Here is a 15473-nt window from a genome sequence, read left to right on the forward strand (position 1 = left end):
CGGCCTGCACAAGGTTTCCGAATGACGGATAATACGGTCCGTTAGTTGCAGATTTCGATGTTTTTTGAAGGATTCATGCCATGTGTGGCATCGTCGGTGTAGTTTCCAAATCCCCGGTCAACCAGTTCATCTACGATAGTTTGCTGCTGCTGCAGCACCGCGGCCAGGATGCCGCCGGTATCGCGACGACGGATGGCCAGTCCTTCTACATGCACAAGGGCAACGGCATGGTGCGCGACGTGTTCCGCACGCGCAACATGCGCGACTTGCCGGGCAACGTCGGTATTGGCCAGGTGCGCTACCCGACGGCCGGCTCGTCGAGCGCCGCACAAGCCCAGCCGTTCTACGTGAATGCACCCTACGGCATCGTGCTTGCCCACAACGGCAACCTGACGAACTGGGAACAGCTCAAGGACGAGATGTTCCGTGTCGACCGCCGCCACATCAACACCACGTCCGATTCCGAAGTGCTGCTCAACGTGCTCGCGCACGAGCTGCAGGAAAGCTCGCGCAGCGGCCTGAGCGTCGGGTCGCTGTTCGAGGCGGTGGGCAAGGTGCATGGTCGTTTGCGCGGCTCGTACGCCATCGTGTCCATCATCTCCGGTTTCGGTCTGCTCGCCTTCCGCGACCCGCACGGCATTCGGCCCCTTTGCATCGGACGCTTCGATGGCCCGAACGGCACGGAGTGGATGGTGGCGTCGGAGTCCGTGGCGCTTGAGGGCATGGGCTTCGTGTTCGATCGCGACGTCAAGCCGGGCGAGGCGGTCTTCATCAGCAACGACGGTGAGCTGACGTCGCAGTTGTGCGCCGTCGCCGCCTCGTTGCATCCGTGCATTTTCGAACTCGTGTATCTGGCGCGTCCGGATTCCGTGCTCGACGGCGTGCCGGTCTACGATGCGCGCCTGCGCATGGGCGACTACCTCGCCGAGAAGATCCGGCGCGAGATCGACTATCAGGACATCGACGTCGTCATGCCGATTCCGGACTCCAGTCGTCCGGCCGCGATGCAGGTCGCCAAGCGACTGGGCCTGAATTATCGCGAAGGCTTCTTCAAGAACCGCTACGTCGGCCGTACCTTCATCATGCCCGGTCAGGCGATGCGCAAGAAGTCGGTGCGCCAGAAGCTCAACGCCATGCGGGTCGAGTTCAAGGACAAGAACGTGCTGATCGTCGACGATTCGATCGTGCGCGGCACGACCAGTCAGGAAATCGTGCAGATGGCACGTGACGCCGGCGCGCGCAAGGTGATCTTCGCGTCGGCCGCGCCGCCCGTGAAGTTCCCGAACGTGTACGGCATCGACATGCCCACGCGTAGCGAGCTGGTGGCACATGACCGCAGCGATCAGGAAGTGGCGCGCATCATCGGCGCCGACGCCCTGATCTATCAGGACGTCGAAGACATGAAGGCGGCCGTGCGTGACATCAACCCGGCGCTGGCCGACTTCGACGCCTCGTGCTTCGACGGCAACTACATCACCGGTGACGTCACGCCGGAGTATCTGACGCGTCTGGAGCAGCAGCGCAAGGCGCCGAAGGCCCCGGTGGTGGAGTCCGGTGACGGCGACGACAACGAGCCGCGCGGGGCGCAGCTCGGCCTCTGAGCCGACCCTGGCGCAGCGGGCGGCGGGGATTTTCCCTCCCCGTCGGCAACGTGCTACACTCGTTTTCACGTCGATTTGAATTCAGCTTGCGGACGTGGGGGAACTTCCCCGAAACAGCTAAAGCGAGGCCTAGACAGATGGATTTCGAGCCCGTTTTGCTGAACAGCGAAACGGGCTTTTCTTTTTTCGGCCGGCGGGCGGGCCAACCTAATGACGAGACACACGATGGACTCCTTCGACTTCGATACCCTGGCGGTGCGCGCTGGCACGCAGCGCTCCGAATTTGGTGAGCATTCCGAGGCGCTTTACCTGACCTCGAGCTTTGTATTCAAGAGCGCGGCCGAGGCCGCCGAACGCTTCGCGCATTCGGAGGAGGGCTTCACCTACTCGCGCTTTACCAATCCGACCGTGTCGATGTTTCAGGACCGTCTGGCCGCGCTCGAAGGCGGTGAGGCGTGCATGGCGACCGCGTCGGGCATGAGTGCCATCGTCTCGGTCGTGATGTCGGCGCTCTCGGGCGGCGACCACCTCGTCAGTTCGCAAAGCATTTTCGGCTCCACGCTCAACGTCTTCTCCACGATCTTCAATCGCTTCGGTGTCGAGACGACGTTCGTCGACCCGACCGATCTCGACGCCTGGCGTGCCGCGATCCGTCCGAACACGAAGATGTTCTTCCTCGAGACGCCGTCCAACCCGCTCACCGATATTGCCGACATTACCGCCATCGGCCAGATTGCGAAGGAAGCGGGTGCCTTGTTCGTCGTCGACAATTGCTTCTGTACGCCGGCGTTGCAACGGCCCATCGAGTACGGCGCAGACGTCGTCGTGCATTCCGCGACAAAGTTCCTCGACGGTCAGGGCCGCGTGCTGGGCGGGGCGATTGTCGGCACGAAGGAATTCATCATGGGCAAGGTGTTTACGTACGTGCGCAGCGCCGGTCCGACGCTGTCCGCGTTCAACGCCTGGGTGTTGCTCAAGGGCTTGGAGACGCTGTCGCTGCGTGTCGAGAAGCAATCGGAGAACGCGCTGGCGATCGCGCAGTGGCTGGAGCAGCAGCCGCAGGTCGCCCGTGTGTATTACCCGGGACTGCCGTCACACCCGCAATACGAACTCGCGCAGCGCCAGCAGAAGGCAGGCGGCGCGATCGTCGCGTTCGAACTCAAGGGGGCAACCCCGGCCGAGCAGCGTGAGAACGCTTGGCGCGTGATCGACAACACGCGGGTGTGCTCGATCACCGGCAACCTCGGCGATACGCGAACGACGATTACGCATCCCGCGAGCACGACGCACGGTCGCATCACGCAGCAAGCGCGCGCCGCGGCGGGCATCACCGAAGGCCTGATCCGCCTGGCGGTCGGTCTGGAGTCGCCGGCCGACATTCGGGCCGATTTGGCTCGCGGTTTCGTGAGCTGAGCGGAGTGGCCGTCATGAGTCGATTCTGGAGCGCGGGCGTTGCCGATCTGACGCCCTATGTGCCCGGTGAGCAGCCGCAGATGCAGCGTCTCATCAAACTCAATACCAATGAGAACCCGTACGGTCCGTCGCCGCGCGTGCTCGCCGCGATTCGCGAGGCGCTCGGCGGCGATGCGGACGCGCTCAAGCGGTACCCGGACCCCGACGCCCGCCGCTTCAAGCAGGCCATCGCCACACGGTTCGGCCTGGAAGTGGCCAACGTGCATGTGGGCAATGGGTCCGACGAAGTGCTGGCGAACGTGTTTCAGGGATTGTTGAAGCACGACAAGCCGATTCTGTTTCCGGACATCACCTACAGCTTCTACCCGGTGTACTGCGGGCTGTACGGCGTGGCGTTCGAGAACGTGCCGCTGACGGACACGTTCGAGATTCGCGTCGACGACTACCTCAAGCCCAACGGCGGCATCATCTTCCCGAATCCGAACGCGCCGACAGGTCGCCTGCTGGCCGGTGGCGAGATCGAGCGTTTGCTGGCGGGAAATCCGGATTCGGTGGTCATCATCGACGAGGCCTACATTGACTTCGGCGGCGAGAGCGCAGCGAAATTGATCGCGAAGTATCCGAACCTGCTCGTGGTTCAGACCCTCTCGAAGTCGCGCTCGCTGGCGGGGCTGCGTCTGGGCTTCGCCATCGGGCATCCGGATCTGATCGAAGCGCTCGAGCGCGTCAAGAACAGCTTCAACTCGTACCCGCTCGACCGTCTCGCGCAGGCAGCCGGCGTGGCCGCCCTTGAAGACGAGGCATATTTCGACGCAACGCGTCGGGCGGTAATCGCAAGCCGTGAGGCCCTCGTGACGCGCTTGTCGGCGCTGGGTTTCGAGGTGCTGCCGTCGACGGCGAACTTCGTGTTCGCGCGTCACCCGTTGCACGACGCAGCCCAACTGGCGTCGGCGCTGCGGGAGCGCTCGATCATCGTGCGCCACTTCAAGCAGGCGCGCGTGGCGCAGTTCCTTCGCATCACGGTCGGCACGGAAGCGGAGTGCGTTGCGTTCACGGACGCGTTGAAGGAAATTCTGGCGGGCTGACGAGGCTTGGGACGTCTCGACGTCGCGCAAGACGACGCGGGGGGACGATCATTCCCCCTGAGGGCCGGCAGTGCGGCAACGTGGAACGTTGCCAGCACTGTCGGCCCTTTTGTTTCATGTGATGAGATGTCTCCGGGGGCGCCGGGAAACGCACCGGCCTGAGCGCGCTGGCAGGGCAACAGGAATCCGCCGCCTGCGTTATGCTGTTGGGCGTGTTGCCAACCGGAGACTTCAGCATGTCGCACAACGTAGAGCTTTTCATTAACGGGCAGTGGAAGGGAGGCGCGGAAGGTCTCACGCTGCCGATCGAAAACCCGGCCACTGGCGAAACCATCGGAACTGTCGCGCGAGCGACCCAGCCGGATCTCGACGCCGCCCTCGCGGCGGCGGAAGCGGGCTTTGCCAAGTGGCGCGAAATCGCACCGTTCGAGCGCGCCAAGCTCATGCGCAAGGCCGCCGGTCTGCTGCGCGAGCGCGTCGGCGACATCGCACGTCAGATGACGATGGAGCAGGGCAAGCCGATCGGCGAAGCCAAGGGCGAACTGCTCTCGGCGGCCGACATCATCGAATTCTTCGCGGAAGAGGGCAAGCGCGCCTACGGCCGTCTGGTGCCGGCCCGTGTGCCGAATGTCTACCAGATGGTGATCCCGACGCCGGTCGGTCCGGTGGCGGCATTCACGCCGTGGAACTTCCCGGTCAATCAGGTGGTGCGCAAGGTCTCGGCTGCGCTGGCCGCCGGTTGCTCGGTGATCGTCAAGGCACCGGAAGAAACGCCCGCCTCGCCGGCCGGGCTGATTCGCGCCTTCGCCGACGCCGGACTGCCCGACGGTGTTCTGAACCTGGTGTATGGCGTGCCTGCCGAAATTTCGTCGTATTTGATCCCGCATCCGACGATCCGCAAAGTGTCGTTCACGGGTTCCACGCCGGTGGGCAAGCAACTGGCGGCGATGGCCGGTCTGCACATGAAGCGTGTGACGATGGAACTCGGCGGGCATGCGCCGGTGCTGATTTTCAACGATGCCGATATCGCTGCCGCCGTGCGCAATCTTGCTGCCGGCAAGTTCCGCAACGCCGGTCAGGTGTGTATCGCACCGACTCGTTTCCTCGTGCAGCGCGGCGTGTACGATCAGTTCGTCGACGCCTTCGTGAAGGCCGCCGAAGCGGTGCGCGTGGGTAACGGGCTGGATCCGGAAACGACGATGGGGCCGCTGGTCAATGGCAAGCGTTTCGAGGCGATCAGCGCGATCGTCGACGATGCGGTGGCCCAAGGCGCTCAGCTCAAAACCGGCGGTAAGCGTGCGGCTGAAGGCGGTCACTTCTACGCCCCGACGGTGCTGTGCAACGTGCCGTTGAGCGCGAAGATCATGCACGAAGAGCCGTTCGGCCCCGTCGCGATCGTCAATCCGTTCGATACGGAAGAGGAAGCCATTGCCGAGGCGAACCGTCTGCCGTACGGCCTGGCAGCATATGCGTACACGACGTCGCAGGGCACGGCGCATCGCCTGTCGGCGCGCGTCGAGACCGGTATGCTGACGATCAACCATTCGGGGCTGGCCCTGCCGGAAGTGCCGTTCGGCGGTGTGAAGGACAGCGGCTACGGTTCGGAAGGCGGCCCGGAAGCGCTCGAAGCGTACCTGCAGCCGAAGTTCGTGTCGCGGCTGGAGGCCTGACGCGGGCTGGCCCGGGTTATCTGCGACAAGTCAGCAGATAACGGTCGGGTCGCAAGCCGATGCGAGCTATCGCATCGGCTTTTTTGTTGCCCCGTCGGCCGACGCCATATCCATGGATGCTCGATACGGGCGTGCGTTGATGCTGCGCGCTGCCGGGGCAAACGCGTCGCTCATCACGTCGTGCGACGCATTGTAGTAAGTCGTGTCGATGTCGAGCAGGCCGAGCATGGTGTGGTCGAGCTGATCGGTTTGATAGGGCCGGGATTCCAGCGTTGCGCGCCGCTTCGCATCGATCCTGCCTCGCGTCCAGACGAGCATCGGGATCTCGTAGCCGGAGGCATCGGCGACAGACTGTCCGGTGTGATTGCGGGTGTGACCAACCTCCTGGGCGTGGTCTGAGCTGAACAGCAGGCTGGCGTCGGACGTCGCCGTGGCCGCCATAGTCTTGCGGATCAGACTGGCGACCACGTAATCGTTGTAGGCGATGGCGTTGTCATATTCGTTGCGCAAGCGACGCACCCAGAGCGACCGACCTTGCGTCGCGAGTTGGCGCACGACGGCATCGTCCGTGTTGTCGAAGCGTGCAAAGGCCTCCGGGTAACGCATATCGTAGGTCGGATGCGCGCCGAGCAGATGCACGACGATAAGCTTGCGGGGGGCGTCGCTCGCGAGTGCGGCTTCGACCTCCGGCAACAGGTTGCCGTCGTAATTGTTCTCGCCGCGCCCCAAGCCCTTGTTGATGAAGACCCGCTCGTCGGCGCGATTGGCGACGAGTCCCAGCCAGCCGTCGTTGGGCGCCTGATTCGAGATCCAGTAGGTGCGATATCCCGCTTCCTTGGCGAGCATGACGAGATCGGGCTGATGCGTCCAGGCGTCGGGATCGGCGAGGCTTGCGGGAGTGAGCATCTTGATGAGGGAGGCCATGGTCGCGGGCTCGGACGACACCACGTCACGGAAGACGGTGAGTTCGCGCCGCAATGCGTCGAGCATCGGCGTGGTGTTGCGCGCATAGCCGTAGAGCGACATGTTGTTGCGGTTCAGGCTCTCGCCGATCACCCACACAACGGTCTTGCGCGCGGGCCCCCGATACTGCACGCGCCAGTCGTTGCGCTGGGCCATGTTGCGGTCGAGTTCGCGTTGAAGCGTGTCGGCATGCGCGAGTTGTCGCTGGTAGTCGAGATAGCGGATCGGCCAGTAGAGCAGCGGGTTTTCCTTGGCCATCGTCGGATTCAGATGCAGCGCGAAAAAGCCCAGGAGCAGGCTGGTCACGGCGATTTGGCTGCGGCGCCGCATTGGCGGCGGAGCGTTCGCGGCCTCCGCCCGCGACAGGCGGCGCTCGAGCATGACCACCACCGACATTAGCACTGCGAAGACCCCGCTTGCCTCGGCGAGATCGCGCCAGTGGTGGCGGAAGAACTCGCTGGCTTCCGAAGGGTTCGTGTTGAACACCGCTTGCAGGACCAGCAGATGGTTCGGGCGCAGACCGAAGTAGTCGCGCAGAAACCCTTTGGTGGCTGCGTCGAGAAAGAAGACGGCAACGATGCCCAGCGTCGTCGCGCTCAGCCATGCCGGGCGCGTGCGCAGCATCAGGCACAAGCCCGTGAGCCCGGGTAGGGCGGATGCCATGAGCGCCGCGCTCTTGCCGTACTCTTTGGCGCTGAGCATGCCGAACGCCCAGAACAGGGCCAGGCCGGCCAGTCCGATGAGCAGGCGGTAGAGAAGTGGTTTCAAGGTGCGTGTCTCCCAATGCGTCGCGCACGTCGTTGCGTGCCTGTCGATGGCCGCTTGACCGGCGCCGGGCCAGTCCCGGTTGGCATGCGGCGGGGCGCCTGGCACCGGTCAGCGCCGCAATTCGACCAGAAATTGGGAGATTGGTGTCGTGAATGCGAATATTTTTAGGCGAATTCTATTCGTTATTCGGCGCATTCCGACCAATGTGCCTGCAGCCGAGCGATCGACTTAGCCTGAAGCGCCGCGGGCGAGGCGCTGGCGCCGCCACGCGGCGGGGGGCTGGCCGTAGTGCTGGCGAAACGCGTGGGACAGGGCGCTTTGGTCGTTGAAGCCGACCTCCAGGGCGATGTCGGCGAGCGTTGCGTCGCCGGTGCTCAGCAATGTGGCCGCACGTGCGAGCCGCAGGCGCATCAGATGCTGGTGAGGCGTCTCGCCGGTGATCGCGACAAAGGCATCGTGAAAATGACGCACGCTCATGCCGGCTTCCCGTGCCAGCGTTCCCGTACCTGGTGGCGTTGCCAGCGCAGTGCGCAGTCGGGCGTCGATGCACGCCAGGTCCAGCCGAACGGGGCGCTGTGCGGGGCGGGACGACGCCAGCCGCGCCGTGAGGGCGCCCAGCCAAGCACGCACGACAGGGTCGTTCGCGCTCAGGGGACACTCGCCGTCCATGCGCGCGCTCACGCGCCGGGCCATTGCCAGCAGGTTCGCGTCGAGCGTGAAAAAAGCCTCGTGCGCAAACGCGCGCTGCGAGCCTGTCGCCGTCGCCAGACGCGACGGCACATCCAGCACGACTTGTCGGTTGGGGCCGTCGCCCCGGTACTCATGCCGCACGCCGGCTGGAATCACCACGCCGTTGCGCGTGCCCACACGCCCGTATTGCGTTGCATTGCCGTCCAGCGACATCGACATGCGCCCGGACAGTCCGATCACGACCTGATGAAAGTCATGCGTGTCGGTGCGATCGGTCGGGCAGTATTCGCGGAGCGCGAGGATCGGGATGGACATGGCAGGAGAAGAAGAATACGACCGTGATCGAATGGCGAAGTATCCGACGTTATCACCGATCGACGAAGTAAGGCGCACAAGGGGGGGCGACCTCACGTTCTCGGTGAGTGCGCGCACGTGGCTGATATAATGCCAGCTTCCGAATGTTGGCGACCCGCCTGCGCGAGACCCTCCGCCGCGGGCGTTTTTGTTTGTCGCCGACGCGATGCACCCACGCCAAATCATGACCACTGTCCGCACCCGCTTTGCGCCTAGCCCGACCGGTTTCATCCATCTGGGCAACATCCGTTCCGCTCTTTATCCGTGGGCCTTCGCGCGTCACAATCACGGCGCGTTCGTGTTGCGCATTGAAGACACCGATCTCGAGCGTTCGACCCCGGAAGCCGTGCAGGTCATTCTCGAAGGCATGGAATGGCTCGGCCTCGATTACGACGAAGGTCCGTTCTACCAGATGCAGCGCATGGACCGCTATCGCGAAGTGCTCGAGCAACTGAAGGCCGCCGGTCACGTCTATCCGTGCTACATGAGCATGGAAGCCCTCGACGAGCTGCGCGAGCAGCAGCGCGAGCGCGGTGAGAAGCCACGTTACGACGGTCGCTGGCGTCCGGAGCCGGGCAAGGTGCTGCCCGAGCCGCCGGCCGGTGTGCAGCCGGTGTTGCGCTTCAAGAACCCGCTCGCCGGCAGCGTGGTGTGGGAAGACGCCGTCAAGGGCCGCATCGAAATCTCGAACGACGAGCTCGACGACCTTGTGATCGCGCGTCCGGACGGCACGCCGACCTACAACTTCTGTGTGGTTGTCGATGACATCGACATGGACATTACGCACGTGATTCGTGGCGACGACCATGTGAACAACACGCCGCGTCAGATCAACATCTTCGAAGCACTCGGCAAGCAGCCGCCGATCTACGCCCATCTGCCCACGGTGCTTAACGACCAGGGCGAAAAGATGTCCAAGCGCAACGGCGCCATGAGCGTGGTCCAGTATCGCGAGGAAGGGTTCCTGCCCGAGGCGGTGGTGAACTATCTGGCACGGCTGGGCTGGGCGCACGGCGATGCCGAAGTGTTCTCGCGCGAGCAGTTCGTGACGTGGTTCGACCTCGATCATCTGGGCAAGTCGCCCGCACAGCACAATCCCGAAAAGCTGCTGTGGATGAACAACCAGTACCTCAAGCAGGCGGATAACGAGCGCCTGGCCGGGCTGACCGAGCCGTTCCTGCAGAAGGCGGGCGTGTCGATCGAAGGCGGTCCGTCGCTCGCAGGTGTGGTCGGGCTGTTCAAGGACCGGGCGAACACGATCAAGGACATCGCGGCGAGCGCCGAAATGTTTTATCGCAAGCCGGCACCTTCGGACGACGATCTGGCCCAGCACATGACGGATACCGCGCGCGCGGCCGTGAAGGATCTTGGCGCGGCGCTGGCGGCGTTGCCCGAGTGGACGAAGGCGGCCATCTCGCCGGCATTCAAGGCCACGCTCGCCCAGCATGGCATGAAGATGCCGCAGCTCGCGATGCCGGTGCGTCTGCTCGTGGTTGGCACGACGCACACGCCGGCCATCGACGCGGTGCTCGAACTGCTTGGCCGCGATACGGTGCTGGCGCGTCTGGGCGCCTGAGGAGCACAGCGTGCGAGCGCTTTCCGGGCCGCCAGCGGCGGCGCCGGAAACACAAAACCCCGGGATGCGCGAGCATCGCCGGGGTTTTTTGCGAGGGGGGCGCCATCACATCCAGCGCCCCTGCGCACGCCTTACGACGGCAGGTTGCCTTCCGAGGCAACCGCGCTGGCGGCGCTGGCCCTGGCCGGCGACACCGGACGCTTGGCGCGCGAATAGCCTTCGAGCAGCTTGACCATCTGCGCGTAGATCTTCGGGTTGCCCGCGAGGACTTCGCCTTCGAACAGGAAGTCCGATTCGCCGGTGTAGTTGCCGACCAGACCGCCGGCTTCGGTAATCAGCAGGCTGCCGGCCGCCATGTCCCACGCGTTCAGTCCCTGCTCGAAGAAGCCGTCCATGCGGCCGGCCGCGACGTTGGCCAGATCGAGTGCCGCCGCGCCCGGACGGCGGATGCCCGCGCAATGCTCGGTCATCGTGCCGAACATCTTCAGATAGTTCTCAACGCCTTGCAGGTCGCGGAACGGGAAGCCGGTGCCGATCAGGCCATCGGCCAGACGATCGCGGCGCGACACGCGAATGCGCTTGCCGTCGAGAAAGGCGCCACGGCCACGCGATGCGGTAAACAGTTCGTTGCGGGTCGGATCGTAGATCACGGCTTGCGAGACGATACCCTTGTGGGCGAGCGCGACCGACGTGCAGTAGTATTGCAGGCCGTGAATGAAGTTGGTGGTGCCGTCGAGCGGATCGATGATCCACTGGTATTCGGAACCCGACTTGCCATGTTCCTCACCCGATTCTTCGGCGAGGATGGCGTGGTCCGGATAGGCTTGCAGAAGGGTTTCGATGATCGCTTGCTCAGCCGCTTTGTCCACTTCCGTCACGAAGTCGTTGTGCTGCTTTTTGGTGACCTTGACAGTGTCGATGTCGAGAGAGGCGCGGCTGATGATGTTGCCGGCGCGGCGCGCGGCCTTCACCGCGATATTGAGCATGGGATGCTGCATGACAGATTCCTGTTAAGGCCATTGCCGTCGGTACGCGCGACCCCCTCTGGGCCGGCCGTCAGGCATGGCAGACAAAGCGAACAAATTGAGCAAGAGCGATGCCCCGCAAGCGCCGCGCACCGGGTGGCGGCTCGTTTGCAAGGACGAAAACGCGCATTTTAGCAAAAACGCGGCGCTTGCGCTGAGACGTCTTCGGGTTTCGCGCCCGCTTCTGACCCTTTTTCGGGGTTCGGCGGTTTCATGGCAGTACCGGCGAGGTCCGGCGATCGGGGCCATCATGACCGCCCGCAGCGTTCGCGATTCAGGGCAAAATAGCAACGTTTGCCGTTGAACGGCCGGCCGAGCCGAACGACAAGCGTGGACCGGTTCCGATCCCGGTGACGGCGCGTCGTGTTTTCGCATGCCTCTGTTTCCACTCCTCATCACTGCCTCATGTCACAGTCTGCTGTTGCCCATCCCGCGTCGTCGTTGTTCGATCAAGTGCGTTTCGTGCTCAACGAGACGAGCCATCCCGGCAACGTCGGGTCGGCCGCCCGTGCAATCAAGACGATGGGGTTTGGCCGGTTGGTCCTGGCCGCACCGCGCGCGGGGGCCGACGTGCTGCGCGATCCGGAAGCCGTGGCGCTCGCGAGCGGCGCCGACGACGTGCTGGCAAATGCGTGGGTCGTGCCCGATCTCGATTCGGCCTTGCAGGGCGTGAGCTGGGCCGTCGCCTTGTCGGCGCGTTCGCGTGAATACGGGCCGCCCAATGCCGAGCCGCGCGAGAGCGCCGCAATCGCAGTGCAGCACGCGGGGCAGGGCGAGGCGGTGGCGTTCGTGTTCGGTAGTGAGCGCACGGGTTTGTCGAATGACGATGTCGAGCGCTGCAATGCGCTTGTCCATATCCCCGCCAACCCGGTGTACAGCTCGCTCAATCTCTCGCAGGCGGTGCAACTCATCGCTTACGAAGTGCGCATGGGCTGTCTGGCGCGCGAGCGCGGCGAAGGACCGCATGCCGCGACGGTGGCCGTGTTGCCCTCGGAACTCGATGCCACCGCGCATGCGTCGCTGGCGACACGCGATGACGTCGAAGGCATGCTTGTGCATCTGGAGCGTGCGCTCGTCGAACTCGATTTTCTCGACCCCGAGAATCCGAAGAAGCTCATGACGCGCCTGCGCAGACTTTTCGCAAAGAGCCATCTGGAGCGTGAGGAGGTGAACATCCTGCGCGGCATCGCGAAGCACATTCTGGAGCGCAAGCACCGGCGGTGACCCGCCACCGCTCGCCGCGCTTTTTGCACCCACCGTACCCAGTGTGCCCGCCGTGCGCGACCTTCACGAAGGGCGCGGGCCCCGGTAACGCCGCGATGATCCGCGCCAGAACGGCCGGACACCCACCACAGGATCGAATTCAGACTCATGTTCACCCGTCTTCGCGAAGATATCGCCGCCATTCGACAGAAAGACCCGGCTGCCCGCAGCAACTGGGAAGTTTTCACGTGCTACCCGGGCCTGCATGCCGTGATGCTGCATCGCGTTGCCCACGGATGCTGGACCTCCGGCTTCAAATGGCTTGGCCGCTACGTGTCGCAATATGCGCGCTTCCTCACCGGCATCGAAATCCACCCGGGGGCGACGCTTGGCCGCCGCGTCTTCATCGATCACGGCATGGGTGTGGTGATCGGCGAGACGGCCGTCATTGGCGATGACTGCACGATTTACCAGGGCGTCACTCTCGGCGGCACGTCGCTTGCGCGCGGCGCGAAGCGCCACCCGACGCTGGCACCCGGCGTGATCGTGGGCGCGGGCGCCAAAGTGCTCGGCGGTTTCACCGTGGGCGAGGGCGCGAAGATCGGCTCGAACGCGGTGGTGGTGAAGGCGGTGCCCGCCGGCGGCACGGCGGTGGGCAATCCCGCGCGCATCATTCGCCCCGACGCGCCTCGCGAGGACACGCAAGCCAAGCCGAACGACCACGAGCGCAAGCCGGAATTCTCCGCTTATGGCATTACGCCGAACGCCGACGATCCCGTCTCGCTTGCCATTCACGGACTGATCGAGAACGCGACCGATCAGGCGCACAAGATCGATGTGATGGTGGCGGCGCTCAACCAGCTTGGCGCGCATCTCGAAGCGTTGGGCGCGAGCAAGATCGATACCGCGGAGCTGCGCAAGCTGGGCAAGGAAATCCAGGACATGTAACGCGCCATGGCGCGAGGTCGCGCTTGTGCTTGCGAAAACGGCCCGTCATCCGCACGGGCCGCCTTGCTTTGGGGGGCAACGCCTTAGCGGTTGCCGGGGGCGGAGTCCGCAAGATCGATCGCCCGTAAGCCGTGGCTGTCCCATTGCAGATAGCCGCCACGCGGCGTCGCCACATCGAACTCCCAGTCGGGCAACACCCAGCGCACGCGGCGGCCGTCGGCATGGCGTGCCGGACGATGCGTATGCCCATGCACAAGCGTGCGCTCACCGGCGGCGTCGAGCAGGGCGGCGATGGCTTGCGCGTTGGCATCGGCGTAGGCCATGCGATGCGCACCCTTGGCGGCACTGCGCCGCCGGATGCGATTCGCGATGGCCATGCGCAAGCGCAGCGGCAGCGTCAGGAAGAGCGCCTTGCCGAGCGGCGAATGGGCGACGCGTCGAAAGCGCTGATAGCCCACGTCGTCGGTGCACAACTGATCGCCGTGACTGAGTACCAGCGCCTGCCCGAGAAACGAGAACACGCACGGATCGTCGAGCAGGATCGCACCGGCCGCGCGTGCGAAGCGCTTGCCGAGGAGGAAGTCCCGATTGCCGCGCATCACGGCAATCGGCACGCCGCTCGCGGACAGTTCCGCCATGGCGGCCGTCATGCGACGTGCGAACGCGCCGAGGGGTTCGGGGGGGCGCGTGGAGGCTTCGGTGCGGGTGTCGGTCAGCGTGGCGACGTCGAGCATGTCGTCGCCGATCCAGTATTCGAACAGGTCGCCGAGAATGAACAGGACGGACGCTTCACGCGCGGGGCCGCGCAGGAAGTCCTCGAAGACTTGCACCGTGCGCGGCAGCGCCGGCGAGAGGTGAAGATCGGAAATGAAAAGCGCGGGCCCGTCGCCCCGTGGTGTCACAGGGCATGGCGAGCACCGCGCAGTCGATGCTGGCATCGAGAGGCTGCGTTGGCGGTGGACGCGCTTACGCGACGATCACGGCCTTCTCGATGACGACGTCGTCCACCGGCACGTCCTGGTGGAAGCCCTTCGAGCCGGTCTTCACGCCCTTGATCTGATCGACGATGTCCTGGCCTTCGACGACCTTGCCGAACACGGCGTAGCCCCAGCCTTGCGGCGTCGGTGCGCTGTGGTTCAGAAAGTCGTTATCGCTGACGTTGATGAAGAACTGCGCCGTGGCCGAATGCGGATCGTTCGTGCGGGCCATGGCCAGCGTGTACTTGACATTCTTCAGGCCGTTGTTGGCTTCGTTCTCGATCGGCGCCTCGGTGGGCTTTTGCTTCATGCCCGGCTCGAAGCCGCCGCCCTGGATCATGAAGCCATTGATCACGCGGTGGAACACCGTGTTGTCATAGAAGCCGTTCTTGACGTAGTTCAGGAAATTCTCGACCGACTTCGGCGCCTTGTCGGCGTCGAGTTCGATGCGAATGACGCCGTGATTCGTGTGCAGTTCAACCATGATGCTTTCCTTCAGATGAAATGGTCCCGTTGGGCCGGAGAATGTCAGCGCTTGACGACGCTGGCCGATTCGATCACGACGGGCGTGGCCGGCACGTCTTGGTACATGCCCTTGCGGGTCGTGGCAACGCCCTTGATTTTCTCGACGGTATCCATGCCGGATACCACCTTGCCGAAGACCGCGTAGCCGTAGCCGTCCGGGTTGGGGTAGTCCAGTGACGCATTATCCTTCACATTGATGAAGAATTGCGCGGTCGCGGAGTTCGGGTTCGACGTCCGGGCCATCGCGATGGCGCCGGTCACGTTCTTCAGGCCGTTCTGCGATTCGATGGGGATCGGCGCGCGAGTGGGCTTTTCATTCATCTCCGGCGTGAAACCGCCGCCCTGGATCATGAAGTTGCCAATCACGCGATGGAAGATCGTGCCGTTATAGAAACCGCTGTTGACGTACTGAAGGAAGTTCTCGACCGTTTTCGGGGCGGCCTTCGGGTTGAGTTCGACGACGAAGTTGCCGGCCGACGTTTTGAACAGCACTTGCGGCTGGACGTCCTGCGCGAACGCACTCAGGCTCGTCCCCGACAGGGCGGCCGCAGCGAGTGCGCCGCCGAGCAGCGCGCGACGCAGGCGATTCGGAAAATTCATGCATGTCTCCGTAGGCAATGAGGGATCGATTCTTGGGACGACGGGGGCGGGGTTTAGTTGCCCGACTTGCCGACG

General features: G+C 64.2%; 13 protein-coding genes. 7 read left to right on the plus strand and 6 right to left on the minus strand.

All coding sequences use genetic code 11. The features are described from left to right. The first annotated feature begins 80 nt into the window (after positions 1-80). The 4 genes from purF to A985_RS0117610 all read left to right on the plus strand — a co-directional run bounded on the left by purF (position 81) and on the right by A985_RS0117610 (position 5769). Positions 81-1601 (plus strand): amidophosphoribosyltransferase, encoded by a 1521-nt coding sequence (gene purF / locus A985_RS0117595; protein ID WP_017234689.1) that lies wholly within the window; start codon positions 81-83, stop codon positions 1599-1601. A gap of 225 nt (positions 1602-1826) precedes the next feature. Further along, complete coding sequence (locus A985_RS0117600) at positions 1827-3014, plus strand: O-succinylhomoserine sulfhydrylase (protein WP_017234690.1); 1188 nt, start codon at positions 1827-1829, stop codon at positions 3012-3014. Between the two features lie 14 nt (positions 3015-3028). Beyond that, positions 3029-4099 (plus strand): histidinol-phosphate transaminase, encoded by a 1071-nt coding sequence (gene hisC, locus A985_RS0117605; RefSeq protein WP_017234691.1) that lies wholly within the window; start codon positions 3029-3031, stop codon positions 4097-4099. Between the two features lie 236 nt (positions 4100-4335). Continuing rightward, a complete protein-coding gene (locus A985_RS0117610) occupies positions 4336-5769 on the plus strand; it encodes an NAD-dependent succinate-semialdehyde dehydrogenase (RefSeq protein ID WP_026132096.1) in 1434 nt (477 codons plus the stop codon). Positions 5770-5835: 66 nt separating this feature from the next. Here the strand turns inward: A985_RS0117610 and A985_RS0117615 are convergent, their stop codons facing one another. Both A985_RS0117615 and A985_RS0117620 read right to left on the minus strand, forming a co-directional pair. Then, positions 5836-7500: a phosphoethanolamine transferase gene (locus tag A985_RS0117615; protein ID WP_017234693.1), complete on the minus strand. Its 1665-nt coding sequence runs from the start codon at positions 7498-7500 to the stop codon at positions 5836-5838. A gap of 228 nt (positions 7501-7728) precedes the next feature. Next, the gene (locus tag A985_RS0117620; RefSeq protein WP_017234694.1) at positions 7729-8505 is read right to left on the minus strand and encodes an AraC family transcriptional regulator; all 777 of its coding nucleotides are present in this window, start codon (positions 8503-8505) and stop codon (positions 7729-7731) included. A gap of 220 nt (positions 8506-8725) precedes the next feature. Here A985_RS0117620 and gltX point away from each other — a divergent pair, with 220 nt between their 5' ends. Next, positions 8726-10120 carry a glutamate--tRNA ligase gene (gene gltX / locus A985_RS0117625; RefSeq protein ID WP_026132097.1) on the plus strand — a complete coding sequence of 465 codons (1395 nt, stop codon included), beginning with the start codon at positions 8726-8728 and terminating at the stop codon, positions 10118-10120. Between the two features lie 131 nt (positions 10121-10251). On the opposite strand, the gene A985_RS0117630 is transcribed toward gltX, so the two are convergent. Continuing rightward, positions 10252-11118 (minus strand): inositol monophosphatase family protein, encoded by an 867-nt coding sequence (locus tag A985_RS0117630; protein ID WP_017234696.1) that lies wholly within the window; start codon positions 11116-11118, stop codon positions 10252-10254. Positions 11119-11550: 432 nt separating this feature from the next. On the opposite strand from A985_RS0117630, the gene A985_RS0117635 reads away from it, so the two are divergent. Further along, positions 11551-12369 (plus strand): RNA methyltransferase, encoded by an 819-nt coding sequence (locus tag A985_RS0117635; RefSeq protein ID WP_051060230.1) that lies wholly within the window; start codon positions 11551-11553, stop codon positions 12367-12369. Positions 12370-12516: 147 nt separating this feature from the next. Then, positions 12517-13296: a serine O-acetyltransferase gene (gene cysE / locus A985_RS0117640; RefSeq protein WP_017234698.1), complete on the plus strand. Its 780-nt coding sequence runs from the start codon at positions 12517-12519 to the stop codon at positions 13294-13296. A gap of 83 nt (positions 13297-13379) precedes the next feature. On the opposite strand, the gene A985_RS0117645 is transcribed toward cysE, so the two are convergent. The 3 genes from A985_RS0117645 to A985_RS28680 form a co-directional block, all read right to left on the minus strand. Continuing rightward, a complete protein-coding gene (locus tag A985_RS0117645) occupies positions 13380-14198 on the minus strand; it encodes a UDP-2,3-diacylglucosamine diphosphatase (RefSeq protein ID WP_017234699.1) in 819 nt (272 codons plus the stop codon). Between the two features lie 64 nt (positions 14199-14262). Further along, entirely contained in the window at positions 14263-14757 is a 495-nt protein-coding gene (locus tag A985_RS0117650; RefSeq protein ID WP_017234700.1) for a peptidylprolyl isomerase, read from the minus strand. 44 nt (positions 14758-14801) lie between these two features. After that, positions 14802-15380, minus strand: coding sequence for a peptidylprolyl isomerase (locus A985_RS28680; protein WP_026132098.1), 579 nt, complete (start codon positions 15378-15380; stop codon positions 14802-14804). Positions 15381-15473: the final 93 nt, after the last annotated feature.

It is taken from the genome of Pandoraea sp. B-6 (genome assembly GCF_000282835.1).
GTDB classification, from domain to species: domain Bacteria; phylum Pseudomonadota; class Gammaproteobacteria; order Burkholderiales; family Burkholderiaceae; genus Pandoraea; species Pandoraea cepalis.

Excerpts from the sequence above, each read along its gene's own strand:
- purF (WP_017234689.1), top strand. The coding sequence starts at position 81 with ATGTGTGGCATCGTCGGTGTAGTTTCCAAATCCCCGGTCAACCAGTTC.
- A985_RS0117600 (WP_017234690.1), top strand. The coding sequence starts at position 1,827 with ATGGACTCCTTCGACTTCGATACCCTGGCGGTGCGCGCTGGCACGCAG.
- hisC (WP_017234691.1), top strand. The coding sequence starts at position 3,029 with ATGAGTCGATTCTGGAGCGCGGGCGTTGCCGATCTGACGCCCTATGTG.
- A985_RS0117610 (WP_026132096.1), top strand. The coding sequence starts at position 4,336 with ATGTCGCACAACGTAGAGCTTTTCATTAACGGGCAGTGGAAGGGAGGC.
- A985_RS0117620 (WP_017234694.1), bottom strand. The coding sequence starts at position 8,505 with ATGTCCATCCCGATCCTCGCGCTCCGCGAATACTGCCCGACCGATCGC.
- A985_RS0117630 (WP_017234696.1), bottom strand. The coding sequence starts at position 11,118 with ATGCAGCATCCCATGCTCAATATCGCGGTGAAGGCCGCGCGCCGCGCC.
- A985_RS0117635 (WP_051060230.1), top strand. The coding sequence starts at position 11,551 with ATGTCACAGTCTGCTGTTGCCCATCCCGCGTCGTCGTTGTTCGATCAA.
- cysE (WP_017234698.1), top strand. The coding sequence starts at position 12,517 with ATGTTCACCCGTCTTCGCGAAGATATCGCCGCCATTCGACAGAAAGAC.
- A985_RS0117650 (WP_017234700.1), bottom strand. The coding sequence starts at position 14,757 with ATGGTTGAACTGCACACGAATCACGGCGTCATTCGCATCGAACTCGAC.